The sequence below is a fragment of the Methanothermobacter crinale genome (assembly GCF_055397825.1).
Map to the genome: position 1 here is coordinate 883,999 of NZ_AP042450.1, position 25,544 is coordinate 909,542.

Below are 25,544 nucleotides of genomic sequence, written 5' to 3' on the forward strand. Positions count from 1 at the left end.
GGGTTTAATGGAAAAAATCGCAAAAAAACTAATATTATTACTACCAGCCATTGGAGGATTGTTATCACTTGAGGGGTCCTGCGCTACTTCTTGTCCATATGGGCTTGTAAATGATCCTTATCCTGGCCAATGCCCACGGTATACCGACTTGAATGGTGATGGCTTCTGTGACTTTTCACAGACATCAGTTTCTATGACAACAGATACTGAAATTGATGAGACCCATCAAGGGGACGCCACCGACCATACCATAGAAAATGTGGATGTTGATGGGGTAGATTATCATATCATACCCGTGACAATGATTATCATAGGATTATACCTTCTTACCCACTATCTTTTTAAGAAGGGGTATATTAGAAGGTCGAAGCATAGAAGGTTATGGAATCTGTTTTTAACATTTGGTTATGCAGGGACTGGATTTACAGGCTTCTTGTTGATTTTTTTCATAAAATTAGGTATCAAGACGGCTTTAAATCCATCGGTAACTTATTGGCACGCTGAAATGTCAATACTCATGGTAGTGGCAACACTTTTACATATACATATTTACTGGAAACCCTTTAGGTCGATATTCTCATTTTAGTCTTATAACACGGTGGGGTGTTACTATCATGTTTATTTTTTCATCATGTGGCTCCACTGGCACTTTCTTGATGATCTGTGCTTCATCCACTGTTGTTACAATGGGTGTATGGTATGTTATAACACCTTGGCATTTGAGCTCCCTTATTTCGCGATCCCCATAACCCCCACCTTTACCTAGCCTGTTACCCTCCATGTCAACGGCTACAGACCCTTCAACTACGAGATCGACTTTAGGGAAAACTTTTATTGGAGACCCAAACTTGTAAGCTCCCTTTATAGTGGAGGCTGATCTTTCACGTCCCCTTGCATTAGCTGCTTTAATATAAAGGTATCCTTTTTTGAGTCGTGGTGTGGGCATTATAAGATCTTTGCCATGCTTGAGGGCGAGTTCCCTTACTGGACGCTGCGCAGAATCCGGACTCGAGAATATCCTCCTGGACTCTTTCCACTCACCTGTCTTTGAAAGGCGTAATGCAGCGGCCATCGAACCCTTAAAATCCGGTATTTTACCATAATCCCCCCTAGGTCTCTGAGAAATGCCAAGTTTGTGCAGACGATCCCATATCAGTTTTCTGATTTCTCCCTTTTTCATTGATCCCCCATTATAACCTTTGTACCGGCTATCCTATCAAATAATCTTAATTCTTTATTGTATCCTAGGATCAAGTCGAGTATTAATGGGAACCAACAAATTTTGGGAAGGTTCCTTATTATAACTTGCTTATATTTCAATTCCCCTTCTTTGGAGGCCACTTTTAGTCCTTGGTTTAATTTGCCAATGGTTCCACCATGATATTCAAAATAGGTGAAATATGAGATTGTTACAATAGCCAAAAGAATTAACCAATAATTATAGAGGAAAAATGAGCCCGTGAAGGCGATTACAGGATAGGATAATAATGTTAGAGCCCATATTATCAGGTTAACCACTAGAAAGTCTATGATAAAAGCGAAAAGTCTCCTTTTTGTGGTTTCTTCCATTTCAATCAACCTTAACATACTCTTGGCACAGGATCTGCTATTGGTGCCTCGATTATCCTCTTACCCCCAAGGTTTGTCTCGAGTATTACATGTTTGTCTTCTGTCACTTCACCTATTATCTGCGCTTCAGCTCCATATCTTGTCTTCTTAATCGCCTTGAGAATTTCGTCTGCAGCTTCTGCCTCCACGCCCATAACAATTTTACCCTCATTCGCAACCTCATAAGGGTCTATGCCAAGCATTTCAGAGACTGCCCTCACTTCATCCTTGATAGGTATCTTATCCTCTTCTATGAGCATGCCCACACCAGATTTTTCTGCTAGCTCATTAAGGGCATTTGCAAGACCCCCACGGGTAGGGTCCTTCATGGCTTTCACACCCCCCACTTCCAGGGCGGCTTCCACGATCTCCCAGATTGGGGCCACATCAGATTTGAGACTTGTCTCGAATCCGAATCCTTCCCTGTATGCCATTAATGCTATCCCATGGTCTCCTATGCTTCCTGTTAGGATGATCTTGTCCCCAACCTCGAGTCCATTATCCCTTATTATCTCGCCTTTCTTTGCTATTCCGACGCCTGTTGTTGTTATCACCATCTTGTCAAGTTTTCCTTGTTCCATCACCTTGGTATCACCTGTTATTATCGAGGTTCCGGTTTCCTGGGATACTTTGTCCATGGATTTTATGATACGCTCTAATTCTTCTGAATTGAAGCCTTCACTTATTATCATGGCATTTGCGATGGCAAGGGGTTTTGCGCCCATAACTGATATGTCATTTATTGTACCTGAAATTGCGAGTTTCCCGATATCTCCGCCTGGGAAGAACAGGGGGTCGATGGTGTGACCATCCGTACTTATAACTATCTCATAGCCATCTAATGGTATGCTAGCAGCATCATCTAAGTCATCTAATCCGACACCGCCATTAACATTCTTTTTTTGTATGTTGGAGAGGATTATCTCTGATATGAGATCTTGCATCATTTCTCCGCCTGCGCCATGTGACATGTTGATCTTCATAACTTCACCTTTCATTATTACTCTATCATTATAGGAGAGTTTAAACCCACTCTGGTGGATGGGGGCTCCTCAGGGAGGTCTTATCCATTCACTGCGGGTTCACTCCCTCTGTCCTCGTGGACTTATGGGCCTACTTTCCCTTGAAATGTTCTTTTTATATTTGAGGTATTTAAACCTAAATACCCACCTCTAAGATGGGGGGGTTTCTACAAGCCACAGGGAGGATAAAAGATTGTTCCCTGGGGGCATTTCATTCTCAAATTGGAGAATTCATCCCCATTGGATTCTTGCAGATCCGAAAAATTTATATAATGAAGTGCATCTTAGTAGATGATATGATCTTTTTCTTTGGGCCCCCCATCAGGGGGGTGATATAGGTATGATTTACTTTAAAAACTATATCCTCTAATTCTAATATATAATATTTTGAGGTGATGTTAAATGGCGATATGGCAAGGTAGATCCAAGAGAAAACCAACAGGTGGAAGGTTGAAAAAGAGCAGAGGCAAGAGGAAATATGAACTTGGAAGGGAATCCGCGGAGACAAGAATCGGCGAAAGGAAGATGAGGATAATAAGGACAATGGGAGGTAACAGGAAGTTTAGACTTGTAACAGACACCCATATAAACGTGGTGGACCCTGAGACCAATAAGGTGGACGTTGCAGAAATACTGAATGTGGTGGAGAATAGGGCCAACCCCCACTTCGTAAGGAGGAATATCATAACAAAGGGTGCTATTGTAGAGACGAGCAAGGGTCTTGCCAAGGTAACCTCGAGACCTGGTCAACATGGCATACTCAATGGTATATTAATCAAGAAATGATATAGGTGTATAAGTTTGGTTGATAACCTTAAAAAGGAGATAATCTCCCAAGTTAAGAAATTTTTGGATTATATTAATAATAGGCTCCCAGAGGGGATGGAACTTGAATATGAGGGCTTCTACCAGAGGGGTTTTTTCGTAACCAAGAAAAGATACGCTTTAATTGAAGATGATACCATCATTGTCAAGGGTCTTGAACTTGTAAGGAGAGACTGGGCGCCAATAGCCAAGAAGACACAACGGATGGTTCTCCGGGCAATACTAAAGGAAGGATCCCCCAAGAAGGCCAAAGACATAATAAAGAAGGTTATAAAGGATATTAAAGAAGGTAATGTGCGAGTCGAGGATCTTATCATCCACACGCAGATTACTAAGAATCTTGATGAATACAAGCAAGTGGGCCCCCATATAGTGGCGGCTAGGAGATCCCTTAAGAAGGGTAGGCGGATTGAAAGAGGATCCATAATCCGCTACATTATAGTGAAGGGAAAGGAACCTATTAGTCAAAGGGCGGTTCCGGCCGAGGATTTCAAGGGGGAATATGATCCTGACTATTATATAGAGAATCAGGTTCTAGCTGCCGTATCCCGTATAATAACATCCCTTGGATACTCAACAGATGATCTTCTCATGTTGGCTGGGGGTGAAAGGCAAAGTAGCCTAGATGCGTTCCTATAGGGGGGTGAAGTTCATGTTAAAGGCCGTGTACTTTGATATTGATGATACGCTCTATGACACGTCAAGTTTTGCTAAGTTAGCTAGGAAAGCCGCTCTAAGTGTCATGATCGAGGCTGGTCTGCCCCTTACACAGGAAGAAGCTTACCCTCTCCTTAGGAAGATTATAGATGAAAAGGGATCAAATTATGGTAAACATTTTAACGTGCTTACGGAGAGGGTTTTTGGCGAGGAAGACCCTCTACTGATAGCCTTGGGTGTTATAACATATCATAATGTTAAATTCGCCCTTTTGAGACCATTCCCCGAGACTATACCAACTTTGATATACCTTAAGGGTAAAGGTTATCATCTTGGGGTGATATCTAATGGCCTCACAATAAAACAATGGGAGAAGTTGATAAGACTTGGCATACACCATTTCTTTGATGAAGTTGTCACTTCAGAGGAGGTGGGAGTAGAAAAACCAGACCAGAGAATATTTAGGGAAGCCCTCAATAGGATGGATTGTAAGCCTGAAGATTCTGTTATGGTGGGGGACAAATTTAAAGAGGATATACTTGGCGCTGTGAACGCGGGTATGTCAGCAATACTTGTCAATTCCAAGTTAAAAGAGGATGAGAAAGAGTATATAAAAAAGGAGAAACTTGACATTAAAGTAATATCTAATATAGGCGAGCTCAAAAATATCCTATAGATGGTGTTTAAAGTGGATTATTACCATGATAAAAAAATGCAAAGGCTCTTTGAGGCTTTAAAACAGCCAAAGAGTCTCGATGAGATAGACTTATCCAAGGACTTCATAAAAAATCTCATCCTCAAAATCATAGCAACCTATGGGACGATAAAAGTTGAAAGGATCCATGAAATCACGGGATTGCATGTGAACATACTCGAAGAATGTATGAGGGACATGGAAGATGAGGAATTATGTGCCCCTATTGGTGGGGGCTTCCTATTCCCCACAGTAACATATACTATAAAACCAGAGGGAAGAAACCTCGCAGAGAAACTCCTCAGTGAAAATCCATACGCTGGCATGGCACCGGTAACATATGAAATCTATTATAAGATAATGGAAAAACAACTCGAGGGAAGATTCCCCATCAAAATACCCGAGGAGATCATCAAAGAAACATTCAAGGATATTGTTGGCAGCGAAAAAGCTAAAGAGACCATGATTGAAGCCGCCACAATTGGAAAAGGCTTTTTCATATATGGCCCTCCTGGGACGGGTAAAACATTCATCACAAGTAAAATGTCGAATCTGCTTCCCCCAATTTTAATCCCCCGTTATATAGAATTTAATGAGCAAGTAATCCAATTATATGATCCAGATTTTCACAAGCTTTGTGGTGAACAACCAGAGGATCCGAGATGGGTTAAAATATATGCACCATTTGTCTTCACAGGATCCGAACTTACAATTGAAAAAATGGAGACAAACTTTAACCAGAGTAAGGGAGTATATGAGACATCCCCTATCATAAAAGCAAATGGTGGAGTTCTACTCCTTGATGATCTTGGAAGACAAAAAGAAGATCATAATCTGATACTCAACCGTCTAATAATACCCCTAGAAAATAGGAAGGAAATAGTATATATTAAAGGGGTGCCGGTCACTGTACATTCACATTTCATCCCTGTATTCTCCACAAACCTTGATATAAGTATAATGGATGAAGCCCATCTTAGGAGGGCGCCCTTACATATATTCCTCCAAGAACCGCCAGTGGATGAGATAATTGAAGTATTCAAAAGAAACCTAGATTTCCTAGGTGAAGAATATGATGAAGAGATCTTTGAGAGGCTCAGACTAGTCTACACACCCAAGGAGGATGGTGGTGAGGGATTAACCCCAACTTTCGCCCATGCAAGGGATATCGCCCAGATAGCCCAGGCAGTGAGAATAAATCGTGGAATGGAAAAAATAACCGTTGACATACTAGAAGAAGCCCTAAAAAGGCACGTTCTCATAGACCTTCAAAGGATGGATATCGATATTGCAGAGGCGCAGCAACGTCTACGCACTTTCAGGGTGGAAACTCCACAAGTCGAGGAAGCTAAAAGGTTACTATTAGAGTATGGGGCGATTGAGATAGGTATTGAAGACGTTTCGATACTTTTAGACTTTAAAAAAACAATAAATCCTACACTGTTATTTGAATATCTTAGCAGAAATAGCATAGATCTCAAGAATGTTGAAATTATAACAGAAAATAAAATCAGGTTACGAACTTCACAAGTTGAAGAAGCTAAAAGGTTATTATCAGAGTGTGGATCGGTTGAATTAAGCATTGAAAATGGTTCAATACTTGTAGACTTTGAAGAGACAGTGACCCCCACACAGTTACTTGAATATTTCAATGAAAATAGCATAAATGTGAGAGGTATCAAGATTATAACAGAAACTAAAAGGGAGTTTCGGAAAATTATCCTCAGTAAAGGGGCGTCTTCATGAATATCCAGGGGATAATTCTACCATTTTTGGTTTCTTTTTCTGTGTCAATTATTTTCTGGTTTTTAGTCATGGTGATCCCTAGTTTGTTTCCAAGGGAGGTGGCTGGGCTAGTATCATACTTTAGGAGGAAGCCAGAGGATCCGTTGGAAATAGCGACTATCCTGTCCCATCTAAAAGATCATGGTTGGCAGAAGTTTTTCGCCATGGAACTTTTAAAGGGAAGATTCCATGAAAAGTTAAAAGAGCTTGAAGCAAGGAAATGTGAAGAGTGGGCGAAGCAGATCGAATCCCAAAAGGAACTTTTAGAGAAGAGAAAACTTACAGATGATGAAATACTCCACATAGAAGCGGGTAAAGAATTGAAAAAAAGGCATGGTAACCTATTAAAGCTTGTGGAAGCTGATAAGTCAATATTCCAACTTAATAAGTATGAGGAGGAATTTATAAGGATACGGGACGAGAAAAGGGATCAAATCCACAAACTAAGAGATAAATATGATGATTTCAAGTTCTGGGCCTTGAAAAATAGGAACTTGCTAAAATATATCAAGGAGAGAATCTTCTCAAATAAGAAATTCCAACTTTCTAAAATCAAGGATTCGTCAAAGGAATGGGCCCTTATACACCTATGGGGCCTAGAGGCACCTGAAAGGTATCAAACTAATAGATTGTATGAGAATCTCCTACTTTATATGGCGATTGTAGGGGATGAAAAAGCCCTCCTGGAATTGGCAATATCTCTTAGTTCACACGAAAAATCATTAGATTTCCTCGATAAGGTCATAAAAAAGGTTGAAAATTGGCTAGCTAGATCCTAAGGCGGGGTTTATTATGAAAATGTTATTTGCTATGTCTTTTCTAAGCAGTATCTTTGATCCCTTTACTTCTATTTCAATGGATTCTGTTGGATGGCTTTTTCTCAGAACCCTTATGATACTTCCGATTGTTATCCCCATGTTCATGATTTTTTCCATGAACTTGTAGTCACCTCTTATGAATGATACTCTCCCTTCTTCCATTTCTTCTAATTGGGGTAATGATAACAGATTTTCGTCTCTTGAACCTATCTCTTTAAGGTCCTCATCTTTTCTTTTCAAGCATTCATTACATGTTTTAAATTTGAAGTCACATGGGGGTATAAGGTTTTTATCTGGACAGTAACTTGGCTGTTTGAGCAGTTGACAGAGAGCTCTTTCAGCATCATCAGAAAGTGCATGTTCCATTTCACAAGCCTGTTGATGTATTTTATCCTCTTTCAAATTTAGAATATCATATAAGAATCTTTCAAGCAATCTATGCTTCCTTATAATCTTCTCAGCTCTTTTATAACCTTTCATTGTGAGTTTAACGCCCCTATATGGTGAATAGTCTACAAGGCCCATTTTGGCTAATCTCTGGAGCATTTGGGTGACGCTGGCAGGGGCTATCCTTAATTCGCTGGATATGCTGGATGTGCTTACAAGTTCTTTTTCTTGTGAAAGTTTATAGAGAGTTTCTAGGTATTCTTCTATGTTTTCACTCAGAAGCTCCATTAGGTTCACCTAAAACTTACTTTTAAGATCCCCCCTTTATAATATTTTCCTAGACAAGAATCTTTAACAACATTCATCAAAGATGGCACCTTTTCATAACCAAAAAAATTTTATGTAATGAAAATGAATAAAACAACTAACTAACTATGACTAACAATATGACCCCCCTTGATGCTTATGCAAGGGGGAGCTTTCAACATGGAAGATTCCCAGACCAGGAGGGATTGGGGGCGTTCACATAGGAGCTTCACGTTCTGAGCCCCCGCACCCTCTAGGGGTCTTCAAAACTCCCCAATTTTAGTCCCCTTTGTTGAGGAGTAGGCTATAATATTTAAAACTTAATTACCCGCCCCCTTGGAGGGTTCATGCAAGCAAGTTTTCTAGTCTTATGGGGGCCCGTAGCTCAGTCTGGCAGGGCATCTGGCTCTTAACCAGAAGATCGCGGGTTCAAATCCCGTCGGGCCCATTCAAGCTATTATACAAAAGTTCACCAGGTAGAAGGAATTGTACAAAGGTGGTGCATTGGCATTCGATCTCTCTGACAACAAAATGAGGATTATTATCTTGGCATTATTTACAGTGGTTTCTATAGGTCTGATTTACTACTTCCATTTTATTTTAAATGTTCATGTTATATTCACCCATTTCTTTTATATTCCGATTATCTTAGCGGCTCTCTGGTTTAAAAGGAAATCTTTAATTTTAACTGGGCTATTATCCTCTTTACTCCTAGTTTCATCGTGCCTTATATCATCCTCTTATTTTATCAAGGATTTGTGCCGTGTTTTAATGTTCTTCTTCGTGAATATGGTGGTTATATTCTTGGCTGAGGAGATAGACAAGCGGGGGAGTCAGATAGCAGAAAGCGAGGAAAAGTATCGTTTACTTTTTGAATTGTCACCCCAGTATATAATAGTCTCTAACTTGGATGGGGAAATCTATGATGTAAATGAGCATGTCAGCAAATTCATCGGATTAGAGAAGGATAAATTGAGGAGTAAATCCATTTTTGATTTGAAACTTCTCCCACCCGAAAAAATAGATGAAACTAAGGAGCTTTTAAGGATTATAGGAGATGGTGGGAAAGTCCAAGCTTATGAAACGAAGATACTTGACCGTATGGGGAATGAACGTCATGTTAAGATTTACAATAAGCTTCTTAATATCAATGGAGAAGATATGATAATTTTCGTGATCCAAGATTTGACTGATATAAAAAAGGCCCAAAGGGAATTAGAGAAGGCGCTTGAGGAGAAGGAGCTGCTCCTTAAAGAGATCCATCATAGGGTTAAGAATAATCTTATGATAATTTCGAGTCTTTTAAGCTTGCAGGCAAGATACTTAAAGGATAAAGAGGCTTTTGAGATCTTCAAGGAAAGTGAAAATAGGGCGAAATCTATGGCATTGATCCATGAGAGACTTTATCGTTCCTCTAATCTTAAAGAGATTGATATGATGGATTATCTTAAGACACTTGCCAGGGGGATATTCACCAGTTATTCCCCTCCGGGCGTCAAACTCAACTTTGACATTGACAAGATAAAAATGGACATAGAACAGGCCATACCAGTCGGTTTAATAGTGAATGAGCTTATAACAAATTCATTTAAACATGCCTTCCCAGAAAATGGTGAAGGGGAAGTTAATTTAAAGTTGAAGTCATTGGATGGTAAGATTTTCCTCGAGGTGAGTGATAATGGGATAGGCTTCCCTGAGGATCTTGATTGGCAGAACACAGAATCTTTGGGTCTTCAATTAGTTAAAAGTTTAGCTGATCAGATCAACGCCGAGGTCCGGATGATATCAGATAATGGAACAACTTTCAGGTTAACGATACCGAAGATTTCTTGAAGGAAAAGATAATTATTCTATTTTTTTGAATTCTTCTTTTGGCGCTCCACAAATTGGACATTTTTCTGGTGGTTCATCTTCTACTGTGTTACCACACCAATTACACACATAATAGTCTATTTCCTCGTTTTCTCCAAGGTTTTCAAGGGCTTTTTTATAAAGTTGTTCGTGTATCATCTCAACTTTATTAGCAACATTTAAGCTCCATGCTGCTTGTTCTTCACCTTCTTTCTCGGCTTCTTCAATGAATCGGGGGTACATTTTCTCGAATTCATAAGTTTCGCCATCTATGGCCTCTTTGAGATTTTCTTCTGTGGTTTTAATACCCCCCATGGCCTCTAGGTGATTGCGGGCGTGCACGGCCTCTGCGGCTGCTGCCGCGCGGAATAACTTGGCTATTTGAGGATATCCTTCCTCGTCGGCTTTTTTTGAGAATGCAAGGTATTTTCTGTTTGCCTGGGACTCTCCGGCAAATGCTTCTTTCAAATTTTCTAATGTTGACACTATTATTCCCTCCATGTAAGAAAAAAATAATAAGGGAGAATGTGTGATGGGGGGTGCTTATCATCCTGTGAATGTACCTTAGCACCCCCAATGGCGAATCATTTCATTGTTTTAACTGCCAATTCCACATCCTCTGCTTTAACAGTTTTTCTACCGGCGTGTTTTGCAAGTTTAACAGCTGATGCCGCTATTTCTTCACCCATTTTTTCCAGGGCCTTTGCTAGTTCTTCCCTTGCATCATTACTTATTCTCTCAGCACCGGCATTTTTTATGATTCTTCCAACAGGTGCTATTGGTAATTCAACCATATTTTCACCTCCAAAATAACCTAATAGTTACTCATATTTAAATCTATTGATCATACTCGGATGTACGGGACTGATTCAACCATAACATTACAATGGTAATTTAATAATAGATCACAAAATTGTAACTTGCCCCGAGCCATATCCCATGAAAAAATTGAACCTAAAAAATTATATTGAACACCTTAACACTAGAATAAACTATCAAAAGAGGAAGATAAAAAAATTTATAAGGATTAATCATATCACAGAATAAGGGAGGAGTTTGGCAGCAATAATAGAAGATGATAATATGTTTGGCACCCTGAAAATCAGCCCACACACGAAAAAAATATTAGAAGAGGCCATGGACGAACCAATATCCTTCGAGGACGCGCTTTATTTAATGAAGCTCCAAGGAAGCGAATTACATGGGCTTTTCATGACAGCAGATGCTTTGCGGCGAGAAATAGTCGGGGAAGAAGTCACATTCATAAAAAATTGGAATATAAACTTCACAAACATTTGCACAGGCAACTGCGGCTTCTGCGCCTTCAGAAAAAACCTAGATGAAGACGGGTCATATTTCATGCAAATACCTGAAATACTTAAAAGGGCTAAAATGGCCGCAGCAAATGGCGCCATAGAACTGTGCATACAAGGAGGCTTACACCCCAACGTAGACACATACTTCTATGAGGATATTTTAAAGACTATAAAATCTGAGCTCCCGAAAATACACATACATGCATTCTCACCAATGGAAATATACTATGGATCAAAAAAGGCAGAGCTCTCAATAGAGGAAACCCTAAAGATACTTAAAAGGGCAGGGTTAGATTCGATGCCGGGCACGGCGGCTGAAATCCTAGATGATAATATCCGACGTGTTATCTGTCCAAAGAAGCTCAACACAAGAGAATGGATTGAAGTGATAGAAACTGCCCATAAGACAGGCATCCCCACAACCTCAACCATCATGTATGGTCATATAGATGAAGCTGAAGAAAGGATAAAGCACCTTGAAATTCTAAGGTCTGTCCAAGAGCGTACAGGCGGATTCACAGAGTTCGTACCATTACCTTTTATGCACAAGAATACAAGAATATACCAGAATGGGATTGCCAAGGCTGGGAGTACTGGGACGGAAGACTTGAAACTTTATGCTATTGCAAGGTTGATGTTCAATGATCTTATAAAGAATATACAAGCGTCATGGGTTAAACTAGGATTCAAATTTGCGCAAATGTGCTTACTGGCAGGTGCAAATGACCTCGGCGGTACACTTGGTGAAGAGAACATTTCAAGATCGGCGGGGGCATCATATGGTGTTAGCGCGGAAGTCGAGGAAATGAAAAGAGTTATAGTAGATATCGGTAGAATACCCGCCATGAGAGACACACTCTATAGGAGGATAGAACCAGTCATTCAAACCTATCTATGACTATCCTGTCACCCTCCTCCACTTCCCGGAAGAGTTCAAGGTTTTCTATGATTTTACCTATATGGTTAACTTCGGAGTAGGGTTGACTTGACCCAAAAAAGATACAGAAGGCATAACCTGGAGGCCAATAGGATATATCACCCATGGTAGCTGTTTTGGATGGATTTTCATATTCTATGGTTAATGGTATGTCAAAGTAGACTTCTTCGAGCCATATGAGGGCCCTGCCTTCTAATGGCAGATTGTTGTAGATAATCTGGGCAGTTTTAGGGTTCCTATCATCCAATTTTCCGATCGCATAACCTTTCTCTTCAACTTTTATTCTGATCTTCATTTTTTCATACCCCCATGATATGGTAGGGCTTTTCATCCCAAAAAGCTTTAAGTGCATTTGTAGTTGTACTGGGGTTGAACAGTCCAAATCTTCTGTTAAGGGGAGGTGGTTGACATTAGATTTTCCCATTCTTTGATTATCTGAACACCACTTGAGGTTCCTATTCTATCGGCTCCTGCTTCTATCATGGCAAGTGCGGTTTTAAGATCTCTTATGCCACCAGAGGCCTTAACACCCATATTTTTCCCTACCACGGATCTCAACAGTTTCACATCCTCTAAAGTGGCTCCTTTGAGGTTGCAATAGGCGGTTGATGTTTTAACATAATCTGCACCAGCCTTTTTGCTTATCTTGCAGGCTAGTATCTTTTCTTTTTCTGTTAGGTATGCTGTTTCTATGATGACTTTAACGATATTGTCATTGGAGGCTTTAACTACCCCTTTTATATCATCAATGACAAGGTCTAGTTCTCTGGATTTTAGCGCCCCTATATTTATGACCATGTCTAATTCACTGGCACCATTTTTTATAGCTTCTTTGGCTTCAAAAGCTTTTACCTTGGGGGTGGTGCTGCCTGTTGGGAATCCTATGACAGAACCTACTTTTACTGGTGTCCCTTTGAGTATCTGGGATGCTAGTTTAACATTAGTTGGAGTTACCATTACACAGCCAAATCCGTAGTGGATGGCCTCTTTACATAATCTTATTATCTCATCTATTTTTGCATCGGCCTTCACATTTGTATGATCTATAAGACGCGCAAAACTTTCCTTTTCCATTATATTCCCCTCATATTAACATTTTTGCCATGTATGGGCCTTCTCTTTCATATCCAAGTTTCCTGTAATAGTCTCTCACCCCTATTCCACTTGTGATTAATATTTTTTCCTTACTATTTTCGATGGCTAGTTCTTCTGCCCAGGATAATAATTTCTCACCATATCCTGAATGTTGTCCGATGCCTTCTCCGGGTTCGCCGATAGGGAGCATGGGCCCATAAACGTGTAATTCTCTTACTAGCGCCGTTTTTTCGTTAACTTCTCTTCTGTGGGCCTTCTTAGATGGTAGTCTTAGCCTGAGGAATCCGATGAGGATATTATTTTCAGGGTCTTCGTATGAGAGGAAGAATTCTTTTCCACCGGTTGCCTTGTAGGCCTCTTTTAGGGGTGTTATGTTTTCTGGGTTTATACTGGCCCCCTCTGACAATCTGTGCCCTATTTCTCTGCATCTTATGCATTGGCATTGTACGCCTTCCTCTTTGAGTTTTTTGTAGACTATTTCTCCAAGGTTTGATTTTTTAACCCCATCAACGATTAGGTGTGATGGTATGTCACGTTGTATCCTCATTGTGCGAACCCATTTTGGTAGCATTTTCTTTATTTGAACGATTAATTCAACCGCTTCTTCTGTATTATATGGCTTATATTCTCCTTTTTTCCATAAGTGGTATAGTTGACTGTTCTTTGTAACGAGACATGGGTATATTTTTATCATGTCGGGTTTGAATGATGGGTCTGAGAATAGTCTTTTGAAGATTCTGAGATCCTTTTCAAAATCTGCGAATAAGCCGGGCATTAGATGCATTGCAACTTTGATCCCAGAATCTCTCAGGATCCTATTGGATTCTATAACATCTTGGATGCTATGGCCCCTTTTTATCCTCTGGTATATATGGTTGTATATTGTTTGGACTCCGAGTTCTACTCTTGTGGCGCCAAGTGATAGCATCCTATCCACGTCTTCTTCTTTGCAATAGTCTGGTCTTGTCTCGAATGTGAGGCCAACACATCTTATGGGTGCTTTTTCATTGATTGATTGAACATCCTCTAGGGGTATGTGATCCTGGTAACTTGGTAGTTTTATTTTGAAGTCTTTGATTTTGGCTCCGAAGTCTATCATTGCCTTTATGCATTGTGTTATGAACCATTCTTGGTAGCATAGTGTCTGGGATGGGAATGTTCCTCCCATTATGATTAGTTCCACTTTATCTGTGGGGTGTCCTATGCTGTGGAGTTGTTCTAGTCTATTATATACTTGGTGGTATGGGTGGAATTTGTACATTCTTGCTCTGAGTGCTGCTGGTTCTTCCCCTGTGTAACTTGGGGGTGCTTTTTTGCTTTCTGGACAGTATAAGCATCTTCCATGGGGGCATGGGTGGGGTTGGCACATTACTGCTACTATTGCAACTCCTGAGATGGTTCGTGTAGGTTTTTTTCTTAGGAATTCTTCGATGATCTTTCTTTCTTTTCTTGTGGCATATTTTAGGATTGTGGAATTGCTTATGAATTTTTTAAGTTTGAAGTCCTTGCAGACTTGGCGTTTCACCTTTTCGAGTTCTTCTCTTGTATTTACTTTTCCTTTGATGATTTCCTCTATTATTAAGCGACAGGCACTTTCCATCCTTTGGATTTCCTCCTTTACGTTTTTGTTCTTCGCATGATGTCAAGAGTTCTTATAAGGTCTGTCTTTGATATTATCCCGACGAGTTTACCCTCTTTCACTACTGGTAATCTTCCAAGGTCGTGGCTGGTTAATTTTTCCAGGGCTATCATGGCATCATCGTTAATATTTACTGTGATAACATCCTCTGTCATCACTTCGCTGACAGGAGTATTTTCATCGGCGCTTGATAAATCATGGAACGTTACTATACCCTTAAGTTCACCATTTTCTGTTACTGGGTATCCCATGTGCTTGTATTTGAATACGGTTTCAAGTGCTTCTCTAACAGTGGAGGATGGTTTGAGCGTTATAGGGTCTGGTGTCATCACATCACTTACCTTAACCCCTTCAAGCAGGGATGATATGAATACCAGTCTATATTCTTGTTCGGCGCCTATATAAATGAAGAGTGCTATTAGTATGAGGAATAGGTTGAAGAAGATTCCGGCCATTGCCATGAGTATGGCGAGGAATTTCCCAAGGTTTGCGGCGACTTCTGTTGAACGTAAGTAGCTCATCTTCTCTGCTAATAACGCTCTTAGTATCCTACCACCATCCATTGGGAATGCGGGTATCAGGTTGAATAGTGCCAGCACCACATTTACTAGTATGAAATTGGCTATAAATTCTGTTATCGCATGTGGGAATATTCCCATCGATCCTATACCATAGAGGGTGGCTGCTATTATCAAGTTCGTGGAGGGTCCTGCGATGGATATTAACAGTTCTTGACGGGGCACCCGGGGTATTTCCTCCATCTTAGCAATACCACCTATGGGGAGTAGGAGTATTTTCTCTATTTTAACGCCGAAACGGCGTGCTACATATGAATGTGCCAGTTCATGGATGACAACGGTCACAAAGATCAAAGTTATAAGTACAGCAAGCTCTAATGAGATGAGCTCCAAAAATGCCAAAAAATATATGGATATTATCAATATTAAGAATGAAAAATCTAATTCTATAGGTATGTCAAAGATCTTGAATATTTTTATAGACGTTTTCATGGATAAAATTTTTATCCTATAGAAAATATATATTTCTACGAAATAAGCGAATGTTGGTGTTTTGATGTTGGTTTCTGAATTTTTGGGTAAAAAAGTTCTTGATAAAAACGCTTTTGAGGTGGGAAAAGTATCTGATATGGACATAGACCCTGAGAATGCGACTATAAATTCTGTGATCATATCCAAGGGAGAATTATCCCTCAAACCGCAAACATTCATGGTAAGTATTGACAAAATACAGAAGGTAGGCGATTACGTCCTGATTAATATAGTGTCTGAGGAGGCTGAGGAAGTCTCGCAGATTCCTAAGGAGAAACCGACTAAACTCTCACCTGAAAAAGAAGAATAGAACTGGGGGTGTTGTATTGGAGATTGTTGATGGAAGAGGAAAAACAATAACCGTAGGATCTGTTGTGAGATATACTGGCACAGGTACTACAGGGGAGGTTTCAGGTCTAAAAGTAGAGGATAATCAGGGATGGGCTAGGCTCGTCGACTCAGACCTATGGTACAACACTGAGTATCTTGAAGTGGTGGACAAGGCAGAATTTGAAAGAAAAGAATCTGAAAAGAGAGAAAGGATAGAGAAGCATCTTAAGAAGCTTAAAAAGATGCGAGAGGATCTTGAAGAGGTTGACATGGGCTCAGAGGTTTGTGATGGTGGAGGTTAACAATTTAGCCTTCTGTCGCTGCCAAGCCCCACCAATATGGGGGTTACACCAAGGACAAATTCAACCATGTCCACATTTTATCTTTAAAATACCTCCACACACTGATCACGAGGCAACTCTTCCTGTGAAGGAAAAAAATCCTCTACACCACATAGAGGAGTGTGAGGAGTCTATTTTTTTAAATTTTTTATTTTTTTGATCGGCTCCTGGGTCCTGTCCTACCACCCTTCGTGGCGTGATGTGGCTTTTACTCTCCTGTTTTTCATGGAGTGGATTTCACATTAGGATGTTCGGACTTTCATGCCTATCCCAAGCTTAATTTTCCCTAAGAATCGATAAACACCGGCCTGGCCTTGATGTGGTTGTTGTTCTATCATTAAATGGCATGATCGACAACTTTTTAATTTTGCGAACAGCCCTCCAATAATATGAATGAACTACTAAATATTAATTGTTATTTACAAAAGCAACGGCATTTCCTCACAGTATTTATAATATGAAGTTCATACTATTAACTTGTAAAAGAATGTGGGGGGTGAGAATATTAATGGGACAAGATCAGTTGGACTTATAACATTAATCCTAGGGATACTGATATTAATTTTCCCTCTGGCGTCCATATTTACACTCAGCGTCCTTAGCGGAGTCGCCATATTATTTGTGGGCTTATGGTTGCTCATTTTAGGAGCCAGAACATGGCCAATCCGCAAGGGGGCTAGTATACTCTACTTGATAATAGGTATACTTGGCATCATCCTTGCAGTCGCTATTATAGGTAACATCGCACTCTTCAGTGTTTTAACGGCATTCTGGATTTACCTCACAGGTATAATCTTGATAATAGCGGGTATAGCAAGTTTATTCGCTAGAGAGGAGAAAGCGAGTAGAATAGCCAGCTTGGTAGTGTGTATAATAGGGGTCTTATATTTGATTGTGGGAACTTTTGTGATGAACCCAGTATTCCTTGCTTGGTTAATCGGATTAGCACTCGTCATTGATGGCATAGGACTCCTCATATAACATCTGGGTCTTGTACGCTGACGCAGAACTTGCAAAGAGCACCTGGAGTGTCCATCTGCTTCTCTTTGACAGGACAGTAATAAACATTTTTTCTTTTTTTCACCATTAACCCACCTGGAAAACGAGTCCCAACAGGATGTATTGGCTCTTCTTTTATGAATGTTGCATATATAGTTATTATCCGTGCAATTTTCTGGAAACACTTTTCGGGCTTATTTTTAGCGTTCTTGAGCTGTTCGTCAAGGAATTCTATAAATTCACTTAATCTTTTGGTATCTATTGGCCTATTATATTCTTTCCTATCCTTTTCATTTTTCACATCTCTCATCCTATTGAAAAAAGCCTTTGTGAACCTTTTGATAAACTCTTCCCGCTCACGGGCAGACATATACTTGGTTTCTTCCCTTAGATAGATTGTTACATCCATTATATCCCTTATTGATATCCTTGAAGCTTCCTTTTTAAGAATCTTTAAAAGATCTCTTTTAGTCAATTTTTTGGGGGTGCTGATTTTCTCAATCATTTCAAGCCACCTTAAATTCTTAGGGTGCTATGGTTCTCTTTCAATTTGGACAATAAAAGATGCCCTTCCTTCTCACTACTTGGAAATCTCCAGGAAACGGTATCCTTAGAGGATGAAAAACCCCTTTATTTATAAAGTATATTATTATAAGAATGCTTATCAAATAAAGCGACTGTGGTAATGAAAATTTTTTAGGGTCGATTTTTTCTCCTCATAAAAATTTAAGCTGTATGGGGGGCTCCATGAACTTCTTCGTAGATTATTGGCAAATTAACTCTTACCCTTGACAGGTGGGGGGGCTTCCCGCCTCATGAGAGTACTCGCCCGCCTAGATATACTTTGCAATGGGGTGGCTGTCGCAGCCTCACATTCAAGATGCTTATGTGGAGGGGTTTGTAGTTTTTCTTGTCAGCTTCTCATCTGCATTTAGGACGATCCGTGTTTGACGCATTTTTTTGGAGGTGTTGGCGAAGTTTGATTTTTCATTGTTTTACCCCGGCTCTTTAAATAGGGATAAATGCGCAGTTAATCAGCATCTTCTCCAGCCCTCTGCGACTCTAGTGTGTGTTCATTTCCATATTGGGGGGTTAGCAGCAAATGAATGTTAAAAGCTTGTGATCTTTTTTACATATTTTTTAATTGCAGCAGCCATCCTGGGGCCGATTCCGTCAACTCTCTGCAGTTCGTCTTCGCTCACGTTCTTCAAGTTGTAACCGAATGTATTTACGAGTCTGCGGGCTCTTATACGTCCTAGTCTTTTCACTCCCACTACGAGTGGTATTATATCCTCTTTGACTCCATAATAAAGGCGTGCTGTTAAGATGTCAAGTGTCTGTGAGTGGCCATATGTTCCTGTGACTTCGCATATCTCCTTGAAGAATCTTATAAGTTGTGATGCTTCGTAGGCTGCTCTACGGGTTGAGGCAGCATATACATTAAAGCGGTTTTCGATCTCGTGTTCGCTCCTTTCGTTTATCCATTCTATTAAGGATGCTGCTGTGGCCTCTTTGTTGCTCACGTCCATGATGAATATACCATGTTCTTGGAGTTTTTCACGGACACGATCCTTGCCTTTACTGGTTTTGAATGATATGAATGGCATGTCAGGGGTTTTGCATATTTCATAGATTAGTTGGTAGGTGTCGAGTTTATCCATTTCAGTTGTGAGGTGGTGGAGTCTTATACTTGTCTCCACACTATAATTGGAGTTAGCTATGAGGAGTCCGAATGGTGTGGCTTTTAAACCCGTGGCGGTTGGTTTTATTATTTCGTTTTTGATGAGGAATTCTATTGAGGAGTCTATTTCATATTCAAGATTATCAGCGATGATATTCATATTAGGATTGTTGGTGAGTTGGTGACCGTAGAATGTCTTTTTAAAAAATTCGATTAGGTCATCTGGGTTGTCTGCTAGTCCTGCTGCTATTTGTCCTATTATTTGGTGGTAGACTGCGTCCTTGTTTTCTATGAGTTTTGAGTTGGTGGGTTCTATTTCACCTTGTATGTAGTATTCTTCTAGTTGACAAGCCTCTTCTGGGCTTTTTGCTATAAGGTATGAGTATCCTACCTTGTCGTATTGTGGTCTTCCAGCTCTCCCAGACATTTGTTCATAATCAAATACTGGTATCCATTTAGGTCCTTGTCGGGTCCACCTTGTGTAGTCTCTTATGATAACTGTCTGGGATGGTAGGTTAACACCGTACATTAGGCTGGGTGTTGCTGTGATCATGTATATGTTACCTTTTCTGAATTCGTCTTCTATGATCTCTCTTTGTCTGGTGAATAAGCCTGCGTGGTGGAATGCAACACCTTCCCTGATGCATTCTGCGAGTTTGAGGCATGTGAATGTTGGTGCTGATCCACTCTTCTGGGGAATTTCAAGTATTTTATCAGCGACTTTGTTAAATATTTCTCTGGTCTCTTTGGGGATGTTTTTACGTATTTTTTGCGAGACGAATGTTGCTAGGGCTTCTGTGAATCGTCTTGTTGACACAAATACTAGGATTTGGTTTTCGTCTTTGATCGCTTCTTGCAGTATTTTGACTATGGCTTCATTTTTTTCTCGGGCATTTAACATGTCGAGGGTTAGGATTTCCTTGTAGAGTGGAACTGGACGATAGTCATGTTGTATCACATTCGCATTTAGCCATGCTGCTATCTCCTCGAGGTTGCTGAGGGTTGCTGAGAGTGCTATTATCCGTATTCTAGGATTTAGTGACATTAGACGGGTGATTGCACATTCTATTGTGGGTCCTCGTGTATATTCGCCTATCATATGGAATTCATCAACTATTAGGAGGTCTATTTCATTTAGTGTGTTCCATGAGAAACGTGTTAACATGTCGAATGATTCGAACACCATGATAGCGAGATCTGCGGATCTTGGATCTTTACCCACACTGATACCATGCTTTTCAAGTTCCTTGAATTCTTTAATTTTCTCGTTTTGGATGGATATGAGGGGGACTGTGTAGATGACTTTCCCACCTTCTAGTATTGTTTTTATAGCAGCCATGAGACCTAGTAGTGTTTTTCCACTTGCTGTTGGTATTGCCAGTATATAATTGTGTTGGTCTTCGAGGTAGCCTTGTTTAATTGCAGCTTTTTGTGCAGGGTTCAGTTCTTCTATGAAGGGGTAGCAGTCTTTTATTATTTTCATGATGGCCTTTCTGGTGTTCATCTTTGTTCACTTTTCTTTTTTTCGACTACTTTTATGTTTGATATTTTTGTGTGTGGGTATTGGCCTTTTTCGTCTTTTTCAAGGCTTTTTACCATGTCCCATATTGTTAGGAGTGCTACGCTTACTCCTGTGAGGGCTTCCATTTCCACTCCAGTTTTGGCGTTGCATTTTACTGTTACTTTTACGGTTATTTTGTTGTTTAGGGTTTTGAATTTCAATTTTGTGCTTGTTATGGGGAGTGGATGGCATAATGGTATTAGGTTCCATGTGTTTTTAATGGCGTTTATAGCAGCTATCTGGGCTGTTGCAAGCACATTACCCTTTTCTATCTTCTTTTCTCTGATTAGTTTTATTGTGTCTTCTTTGAGGTGTATTTCACCTTCTGCGGTGGCTGTTCTTTGAGTTATGGGTTTTGAAGTCACGTCAACCATGTGGATGGATTCTTCCTGTGTATGGGTTAGCTTCATATTGGATCACTAATATGGAGTTTTTATAGTTGAAAATTTAGCAGCCTTTTTCAGTCCGTTTTCTCCGAGTTTTTTCCTTAATTTTTCATCTGAAAGTAGTTTTTCTATTGCATCTGCTAGCCTTCTGGGATTTTTGGGTTCTACAAGTATTCCCACTTTCTTGTCAATGATTTCTGGTATGCCCCCGACTTTTGTTGCCACTACTGGTTTCCCCATTGCCATGGCCTCTAAAAGTACTATGGGGATTCCTTCTGAAATTGATGGTAGGACTATTATGTCTGCGGCTGCCATTATATTGTTTATGTCGGTGCGCGGCCCTGTGAATAGGATGTCTTTGATGTTTTCTTTTTTTGTGATGTCCCTTAGTTTTTTGAGTAAGGGTCCTCCGCCTACTATGACTATTTTTGAGTCTTTTTTTAGATACTTTTTTGCTTTTATGAGGTATTCAATGCCTTTCTGTGGCACTAGGTTACCTACGAATAATATGATCGGCTTTTTTGTTCTTATTTCTTTTTTAAATGAAGTTTTGATTTGGGGGTTGAAGGTTTCTGTGTCTACCATGTTGTATGTTATCATTATCTTGTCTTGTGGTATTCCGAGTTTTAGTATTTTTTCTGCCAATTTTTCGCTTATAACAATGACTTTCTCCGCTTTTTTAAGTATTATCTTGATAAATGGTCTTATCAGGATGTTAGATGATAATATGAGGGCGTCTGATCCGTGCACGGTTACATAGTATGGTTTGCCTGTTATAAATGATCCTAGTAGTGCTATGAGGCCTGGGGGGATTATGTAATGGGCGTGTATAATGTCAATGTCTTCTTTTCTGATTATTTTAATCAGTTTTTTTGCCGCCGTGAATGTGAATATAAGGCCTCTTAATCCTTTTATGTTTATTGTTGGGGCTGATGAAACTTTTATACCATTTTTGTCCTCTATTTTTTCATGTGGATATGTTAGGACGCTTATATGATATCCTTTCTTTTTCAGTTGTTTTGCTAGGTTGTAGGTGTGGGATGCGACGCCTCCAAGGTGTGGTGGGAATTTACCTATGATGATGACTTTTTTCAAGGTTTTCACCTAGTTGAAAGTGTGATTTGGTTTTGTTTTAAAATTGGTGTTGAGTATTCTTCCTTTCAAGTCAAAGATTAGCACGTCAAGGTCCATGGAATACCTTTCTTTGCATTTTCCTAGTATTGATGATGCTATGCTGTTGAATACTGGTTGTGTTAGTCCTGCGTGGTCTAATTCAGTGATCATTTCTTCTACTGTCCTTTTATTGAATATTTCAATGAGAAGCTGTTTTGATGCGCCGTTTATGGCTGCGTGGGCTGTTATTATTTCGCGTCTTCCATCTGCCACGGTATTTTTGGTGTTGAATATCCCCGCACTTATTTTTATGAGTTTACCTGCGTGGCCTAGGAGTATGATCCTTTTAAAGCGTTTTTTAGCGGCTATTTTTAACATGTAACCTGGGTAGTTACCCATTTGTATTATCCTATCCTCTTCAATGTTTTTGAAATATTTTTTAGCTATTTTTTCCCCTATGTTACCAGGTACAAATACTAGTTCCTTCCATTCTCTGGAGGCTGCTATGTTTATTTGGCATGCTAGTGATCTTTTATATGCTTTTGAGGACATTGGACGTGCAATACCTGTCGTTCCAAGTATTGATATGCCCCCCTTTATTCCTAATCTGGGATTCATTGTCTTTTTCGCGACTTTCCTCCCCTCCGGTACTGATATTGTTACGGTGGCCCCTTCCTCTGGGGATAGGTATTTTTTTATATTTTCTTTTATCATCTTTTTTGGGGTGGGGTTAATTGCAGGTTCTCCAGGGGGGACTGGGAGCCCTGGTTTAGTTACTGTACCTACACCTTCACCTCCCTTGATGATAATCTTTGAAGATCTATTTAATTGGACTGTTGTGATTATATCAATGTTTACTGTTACATCAGGGTCATTGTATGGCCTTTTTATGACTGATGCTCTTGCTTTATTATCTGAGAATTTTTCCACGGTTTTAATATCTACTTCCAGTTTGCCATGAGGAGTATCTACACTAACTTTTTTGATGTTATTTTTGCCTTTTAAATGTAAAATAGAAGCAACTGCCGCTGCCGTGGCGGCAGTGCCTGTTGTTATACCGAAATCTTGACTTTTTTTATTCATTAAAATCTTAAAAAGAAGATTCTTCCAATTCTTCCTTTATAGCCTCTATAAGCTCCTCTTTACTAGGAGCTCCTATAAATTTCAGAACACCATTCATGGCAATCGCTGGCACGGCCATCAGACCATATTCAATCGCTCTTTCGCTGTCAACCATCACATCTATTTGTTCAACTTCTATGGCATCGCCAAATTCTTTTTTTGCCTCTTCAACCACTTCTAGTGCCATTGGACAATATGGACATGTGGGGGATGTGAACACTTCAATCTTGACTACCATAAATATTAACCTCCATTTATCCTTTTTAAATTTCTATTTCAATAAATACTTATCCATCTGGTAAGAGAGTGCGACTATTGATCACCATCAAAATCAAAAAAAGTCATAATTAAAAAAGCGGCAGATTGCCATCTTCATAATCCAATCCTTCAACAACAAGCATGTTAATTGGAAAAAATGGGACATTAAAAGCCTAATGGGTTATAATGGTGATAATGTGGCGTATCTTCGCACGAGAACGGAGGAATCTATAATGGGGAGGTTTTGGATGACTATTAAAATTCTTAGGGAAGATTTCACCATAAATGATGGGGTTTGAGGATATTTCAAAGTGTAAATCCCAGTTACAAAGTTTAGAAAAGATTTCATGCTTCTTAAAAAATGTTATATAATATGAATAATAATGATAGATTTAGGGGGTGGAACAATATAACGATAAAAGTTCGTTCACCTGGTTCGGCCACCATCATCAATGCTATCGCAACTGGTAAAGGTTCGGCTTTCGCAATCCAACGCCATGTAACAGCAGAAGTTAAACTCATACCAGAAGGAATAAAATGTGTTTGTAAAGAGGACATTGACACAACCCTAATGAGAACATGTGCAGAATCAGTCCTTAAAAAATATAATATAAACACTGGGTTAAAGGTTAGAACCACATCTAACTTGCCAGTAGCATCAGGACTTTCAAGTAGTAGCGCAACTTCAAACGCCATAGTGATGGCCGCATCCAAACTCATCGCGGAAGAATTTGGCCTAGAACCACTCAACAAGTGGGAGATCCTCAACTTAGCTATTGACGCCTCCCTAAAGGCTGGGGTTACGATCACAGGTGCATTTGATGATGCTAGCGCCTCATTATATGGTGGATTCACAATAACAGATAACTTTGAAAGGAAGATAATCAAAAAGGGGCCCATGGAAAATCAAAAGATATTAATATATATGCCGGAGAGAAAATCCTTAACCGCAGAATCCAACGTTAAAAGGATGAAGGTACTCGCACCACTCGTAGAAATAGCCTTTAAAAAGGCCCTAGAAGGCGACTTATACAGGGCGTTAACCCTAAATGGTATAATATACTGTGCAACACTGGGATTCAACCCAGAAATTGCAGTTGATGCCCTAGAGGCGGGTGCGATCGCAGCAGGCCTATCAGGGACAGGACCATCATTCGTCAGCATAACAAGAGAAGAAAAACAAGATGATATCATAGACGCATGGGACTCCTACCCAGGGGATATAATCATAACAGGCGTTGACAACCAAGGCACACAGTTTAGGTGACCCTCAATGAAAAAATCAGAGGCCATGCAACTTCTAAAAGAATCCAGGAAAAAAATAGATAATATAGATGAGAAAATATTAAATCTCATCTCTGAGAGAACTTCCTTGGCTAGGAAGATAATAAAAGCAAAGATGGCCTTGAACATGGACATCTGGGACCCTGAAAGAGAGAAACAAATCGAACAAAAGACAAGGAAAATCGCCAGGGAAAACAAAATCGATGAAAACAAACTTATAAAGATAATGAGAATACTCACAGAATTAAACAAGATGGAACAAGAACAAATACTCAGGAGGAAATAAACATGGGAAATATTAGAACAGCATTCGTTAAAAGGATAGCGAAAGAGTTAGTGGAAAACAATCCTGGGAAATTCACACTGGACTTTGAAGAGAACAAGAAACTAGTCGAGAAACTTTCAACAGTAAATACAAAACACCTCAGAAACAAGATAGCAGGTTACATAACACGGCTCATGAGGCAACAATCACAATAA

The 25,544-nt window shown here is 39.8% G+C and carries 31 protein-coding genes and 1 tRNA gene; 15 read left to right on the top strand and 17 right to left on the bottom strand.

The features are described from left to right. The first annotated feature begins 7 nt into the window (after positions 1–7). Positions 8–586 (top strand): hypothetical protein, encoded by a 579-nt coding sequence (locus ACZ5XX_RS05245; protein WP_464586245.1) that lies wholly within the window; start codon positions 8–10, stop codon positions 584–586. Here ACZ5XX_RS05245 and ACZ5XX_RS05250 read toward each other — a convergent pair. The 3 genes from ACZ5XX_RS05250 to hypE are packed head-to-tail and all read right to left on the bottom strand — an operon-like array spanning position 578 to position 2,591. Continuing rightward, positions 578–1,180, bottom strand: a complete 603-nt coding sequence (locus ACZ5XX_RS05250; protein ID WP_464583212.1) for a 5-formyltetrahydrofolate cyclo-ligase — start codon at positions 1,178–1,180, stop codon at positions 578–580. The two genes, ACZ5XX_RS05245 and ACZ5XX_RS05250, sit on opposite strands and share 9 nt — an antisense overlap. Continuing rightward, positions 1,177–1,587, bottom strand: a complete 411-nt coding sequence (locus tag ACZ5XX_RS05255; RefSeq protein ID WP_464583214.1) for an RDD family protein — start codon at positions 1,585–1,587, stop codon at positions 1,177–1,179. The genes ACZ5XX_RS05250 and ACZ5XX_RS05255 overlap by 4 nt, the downstream gene beginning before the upstream one ends. Then, positions 1,581–2,591 carry a hydrogenase expression/formation protein HypE gene (hypE, locus tag ACZ5XX_RS05260; protein ID WP_464583216.1) on the bottom strand — a complete coding sequence of 337 codons (1,011 nt, stop codon included), beginning with the start codon at positions 2,589–2,591 and terminating at the stop codon, positions 1,581–1,583. The genes ACZ5XX_RS05255 and hypE overlap by 7 nt, the downstream gene beginning before the upstream one ends. Before the next feature lie 441 nt (positions 2,592–3,032). Between hypE and ACZ5XX_RS05265 the strand changes: the two genes are divergently transcribed. The 5 genes from ACZ5XX_RS05265 (at position 3,033) to ACZ5XX_RS05285 (ending at position 7,370) form a co-directional block, all read left to right on the top strand. Beyond that, positions 3,033–3,416 (top strand): 30S ribosomal protein S8e, encoded by a 384-nt coding sequence (locus tag ACZ5XX_RS05265; protein ID WP_464583218.1) that lies wholly within the window; start codon positions 3,033–3,035, stop codon positions 3,414–3,416. 15 nt (positions 3,417–3,431) lie between these two features. Beyond that, positions 3,432–4,094 carry a DNA polymerase domain-containing protein gene (locus tag ACZ5XX_RS05270; protein ID WP_464583220.1) on the top strand — a complete coding sequence of 221 codons (663 nt, stop codon included), beginning with the start codon at positions 3,432–3,434 and terminating at the stop codon, positions 4,092–4,094. 13 nt (positions 4,095–4,107) lie between these two features. Next, a complete protein-coding gene (locus tag ACZ5XX_RS05275; protein WP_464583222.1) occupies positions 4,108–4,788 on the top strand; it encodes a TIGR02253 family HAD-type hydrolase in 681 nt (226 codons plus the stop codon). A 12-nt stretch (positions 4,789–4,800) separates the two neighbouring features. Then, on the top strand, positions 4,801–6,552 hold the full coding sequence (locus tag ACZ5XX_RS05280; RefSeq protein ID WP_464583224.1) for an ATP-binding protein: 1,752 nt from the start codon (positions 4,801–4,803) through the stop codon (positions 6,550–6,552). A 68-nt stretch (positions 6,553–6,620) separates the two neighbouring features. Continuing rightward, a complete protein-coding gene (locus ACZ5XX_RS05285) occupies positions 6,621–7,370 on the top strand; it encodes a hypothetical protein (protein WP_464583226.1) in 750 nt (249 codons plus the stop codon). Here ACZ5XX_RS05285 and ACZ5XX_RS05290 read toward each other — a convergent pair. Further along, on the bottom strand, positions 7,356–8,084 hold the full coding sequence (locus ACZ5XX_RS05290) for a metal-dependent transcriptional regulator (protein ID WP_464583228.1): 729 nt from the start codon (positions 8,082–8,084) through the stop codon (positions 7,356–7,358). The two genes, ACZ5XX_RS05285 and ACZ5XX_RS05290, sit on opposite strands and share 15 nt — an antisense overlap. Positions 8,085–8,476: 392 nt before the next feature. Between ACZ5XX_RS05290 and ACZ5XX_RS05295 the strand changes: the two genes are divergently transcribed. After that, positions 8,477–8,550 (top strand) — tRNA-Lys (locus ACZ5XX_RS05295). Positions 8,551–8,906: 356 nt separating this feature from the next. After that, complete coding sequence (locus tag ACZ5XX_RS05300; protein ID WP_464583230.1) at positions 8,907–9,935, top strand: sensor histidine kinase; 1,029 nt, start codon at positions 8,907–8,909, stop codon at positions 9,933–9,935. 12 nt (positions 9,936–9,947) lie between these two features. On the opposite strand, the gene ACZ5XX_RS05305 is transcribed toward ACZ5XX_RS05300, so the two are convergent. Then, positions 9,948–10,439, bottom strand: coding sequence for a rubrerythrin family protein (locus tag ACZ5XX_RS05305; RefSeq protein WP_464583232.1), 492 nt, complete (start codon positions 10,437–10,439; stop codon positions 9,948–9,950). A gap of 98 nt (positions 10,440–10,537) precedes the next feature. After that, positions 10,538–10,747 carry a histone family protein gene (locus ACZ5XX_RS05310; protein WP_464583234.1) on the bottom strand — a complete coding sequence of 70 codons (210 nt, stop codon included), beginning with the start codon at positions 10,745–10,747 and terminating at the stop codon, positions 10,538–10,540. Between the two features lie 289 nt (positions 10,748–11,036). On the opposite strand from ACZ5XX_RS05310, the gene cofH reads away from it, so the two are divergent. Continuing rightward, on the top strand, positions 11,037–12,167 hold the full coding sequence (cofH, locus tag ACZ5XX_RS05315) for a 5-amino-6-(D-ribitylamino)uracil--L-tyrosine 4-hydroxyphenyl transferase CofH (RefSeq protein WP_464586247.1): 1,131 nt from the start codon (positions 11,037–11,039) through the stop codon (positions 12,165–12,167). On the opposite strand, the gene ACZ5XX_RS05320 is transcribed toward cofH, so the two are convergent. From ACZ5XX_RS05320 to ACZ5XX_RS05335, 4 genes are all read right to left on the bottom strand, one after another. Next, a complete protein-coding gene (locus ACZ5XX_RS05320; RefSeq protein WP_464583236.1) occupies positions 12,148–12,501 on the bottom strand; it encodes a cyclophilin-like fold protein in 354 nt (117 codons plus the stop codon). The genes cofH and ACZ5XX_RS05320 overlap by 20 nt on opposite strands. A gap of 95 nt (positions 12,502–12,596) precedes the next feature. Beyond that, positions 12,597–13,280 carry a deoxyribose-phosphate aldolase gene (gene deoC / locus ACZ5XX_RS05325; RefSeq protein WP_464583238.1) on the bottom strand — a complete coding sequence of 228 codons (684 nt, stop codon included), beginning with the start codon at positions 13,278–13,280 and terminating at the stop codon, positions 12,597–12,599. 10 nt (positions 13,281–13,290) lie between these two features. Then, entirely contained in the window at positions 13,291–14,901 is a 1,611-nt protein-coding gene (locus tag ACZ5XX_RS05330) for a tRNA uridine(34) 5-carboxymethylaminomethyl modification radical SAM/GNAT enzyme Elp3 (protein ID WP_464583240.1), read from the bottom strand. Between the two features lie 17 nt (positions 14,902–14,918). Further along, positions 14,919–15,950, bottom strand: a complete 1,032-nt coding sequence (locus tag ACZ5XX_RS05335; RefSeq protein WP_464583242.1) for a CBS domain-containing protein — start codon at positions 15,948–15,950, stop codon at positions 14,919–14,921. Positions 15,951–16,014: 64 nt separating this feature from the next. Between ACZ5XX_RS05335 and ACZ5XX_RS05340 the strand changes: the two genes are divergently transcribed. The 3 genes from ACZ5XX_RS05340 to ACZ5XX_RS05350 all read left to right on the top strand — a co-directional run bounded on the left by ACZ5XX_RS05340 (position 16,015) and on the right by ACZ5XX_RS05350 (position 17,641). Further along, positions 16,015–16,299, top strand: coding sequence for a PRC-barrel domain-containing protein (locus ACZ5XX_RS05340; RefSeq protein WP_464583244.1), 285 nt, complete (start codon positions 16,015–16,017; stop codon positions 16,297–16,299). A gap of 16 nt (positions 16,300–16,315) precedes the next feature. Further along, on the top strand, positions 16,316–16,621 hold the full coding sequence (locus tag ACZ5XX_RS05345; RefSeq protein WP_464583246.1) for a DUF2098 domain-containing protein: 306 nt from the start codon (positions 16,316–16,318) through the stop codon (positions 16,619–16,621). Positions 16,622–17,149: 528 nt separating this feature from the next. Beyond that, positions 17,150–17,641: a DUF308 domain-containing protein gene (locus ACZ5XX_RS05350; RefSeq protein ID WP_464583248.1), complete on the top strand. Its 492-nt coding sequence runs from the start codon at positions 17,150–17,152 to the stop codon at positions 17,639–17,641. Here the strand turns inward: ACZ5XX_RS05350 and ACZ5XX_RS05355 are convergent. From ACZ5XX_RS05355 to ACZ5XX_RS05385, 7 genes are all read right to left on the bottom strand, one after another. Beyond that, positions 17,634–18,164, bottom strand: a complete 531-nt coding sequence (locus tag ACZ5XX_RS05355) for a DUF2115 domain-containing protein (RefSeq protein WP_464583250.1) — start codon at positions 18,162–18,164, stop codon at positions 17,634–17,636. The genes ACZ5XX_RS05350 and ACZ5XX_RS05355 overlap by 8 nt on opposite strands. Positions 18,165–18,204: 40 nt before the next feature. Then, positions 18,205–18,327 carry a DUF2115 family protein gene (locus ACZ5XX_RS05360; protein ID WP_464583252.1) on the bottom strand — a complete coding sequence of 41 codons (123 nt, stop codon included), beginning with the start codon at positions 18,325–18,327 and terminating at the stop codon, positions 18,205–18,207. A gap of 441 nt (positions 18,328–18,768) precedes the next feature. Further along, positions 18,769–20,844 (bottom strand): DEAD/DEAH box helicase, encoded by a 2,076-nt coding sequence (locus ACZ5XX_RS05365; protein WP_464583254.1) that lies wholly within the window; start codon positions 20,842–20,844, stop codon positions 18,769–18,771. Further along, complete coding sequence (moaC, locus tag ACZ5XX_RS05370; RefSeq protein ID WP_464583256.1) at positions 20,841–21,311, bottom strand: cyclic pyranopterin monophosphate synthase MoaC; 471 nt, start codon at positions 21,309–21,311, stop codon at positions 20,841–20,843. The genes ACZ5XX_RS05365 and moaC overlap by 4 nt, the downstream gene beginning before the upstream one ends. A 9-nt stretch (positions 21,312–21,320) precedes the next feature. Continuing rightward, a complete protein-coding gene (locus tag ACZ5XX_RS05375) occupies positions 21,321–22,382 on the bottom strand; it encodes a glycosyltransferase family 4 protein (RefSeq protein WP_464583258.1) in 1,062 nt (353 codons plus the stop codon). A 9-nt stretch (positions 22,383–22,391) separates the two neighbouring features. After that, a complete protein-coding gene (cbiD, locus tag ACZ5XX_RS05380) occupies positions 22,392–23,483 on the bottom strand; it encodes a cobalt-precorrin-5B (C(1))-methyltransferase CbiD (protein WP_464583260.1) in 1,092 nt (363 codons plus the stop codon). A 7-nt stretch (positions 23,484–23,490) separates the two neighbouring features. Continuing rightward, positions 23,491–23,760 (bottom strand): MJ0307 family thioredoxin, encoded by a 270-nt coding sequence (locus ACZ5XX_RS05385; RefSeq protein ID WP_464583262.1) that lies wholly within the window; start codon positions 23,758–23,760, stop codon positions 23,491–23,493. A gap of 393 nt (positions 23,761–24,153) precedes the next feature. On the opposite strand from ACZ5XX_RS05385, the gene ACZ5XX_RS05390 reads away from it, so the two are divergent. From ACZ5XX_RS05390 to ACZ5XX_RS05400, 3 genes are read left to right on the top strand one after another with little or no spacing between them, the layout of a single operon-like run. Beyond that, a complete protein-coding gene (locus ACZ5XX_RS05390; protein ID WP_464583264.1) occupies positions 24,154–25,047 on the top strand; it encodes a shikimate kinase in 894 nt (297 codons plus the stop codon). Positions 25,048–25,053: 6 nt separating this feature from the next. After that, positions 25,054–25,350: a chorismate mutase gene (locus tag ACZ5XX_RS05395; protein ID WP_464583266.1), complete on the top strand. Its 297-nt coding sequence runs from the start codon at positions 25,054–25,056 to the stop codon at positions 25,348–25,350. Positions 25,351–25,352: 2 nt separating this feature from the next. Further along, a complete protein-coding gene (locus ACZ5XX_RS05400; protein ID WP_464583268.1) occupies positions 25,353–25,544 on the top strand; it encodes a 30S ribosomal protein S17e in 192 nt (63 codons plus the stop codon).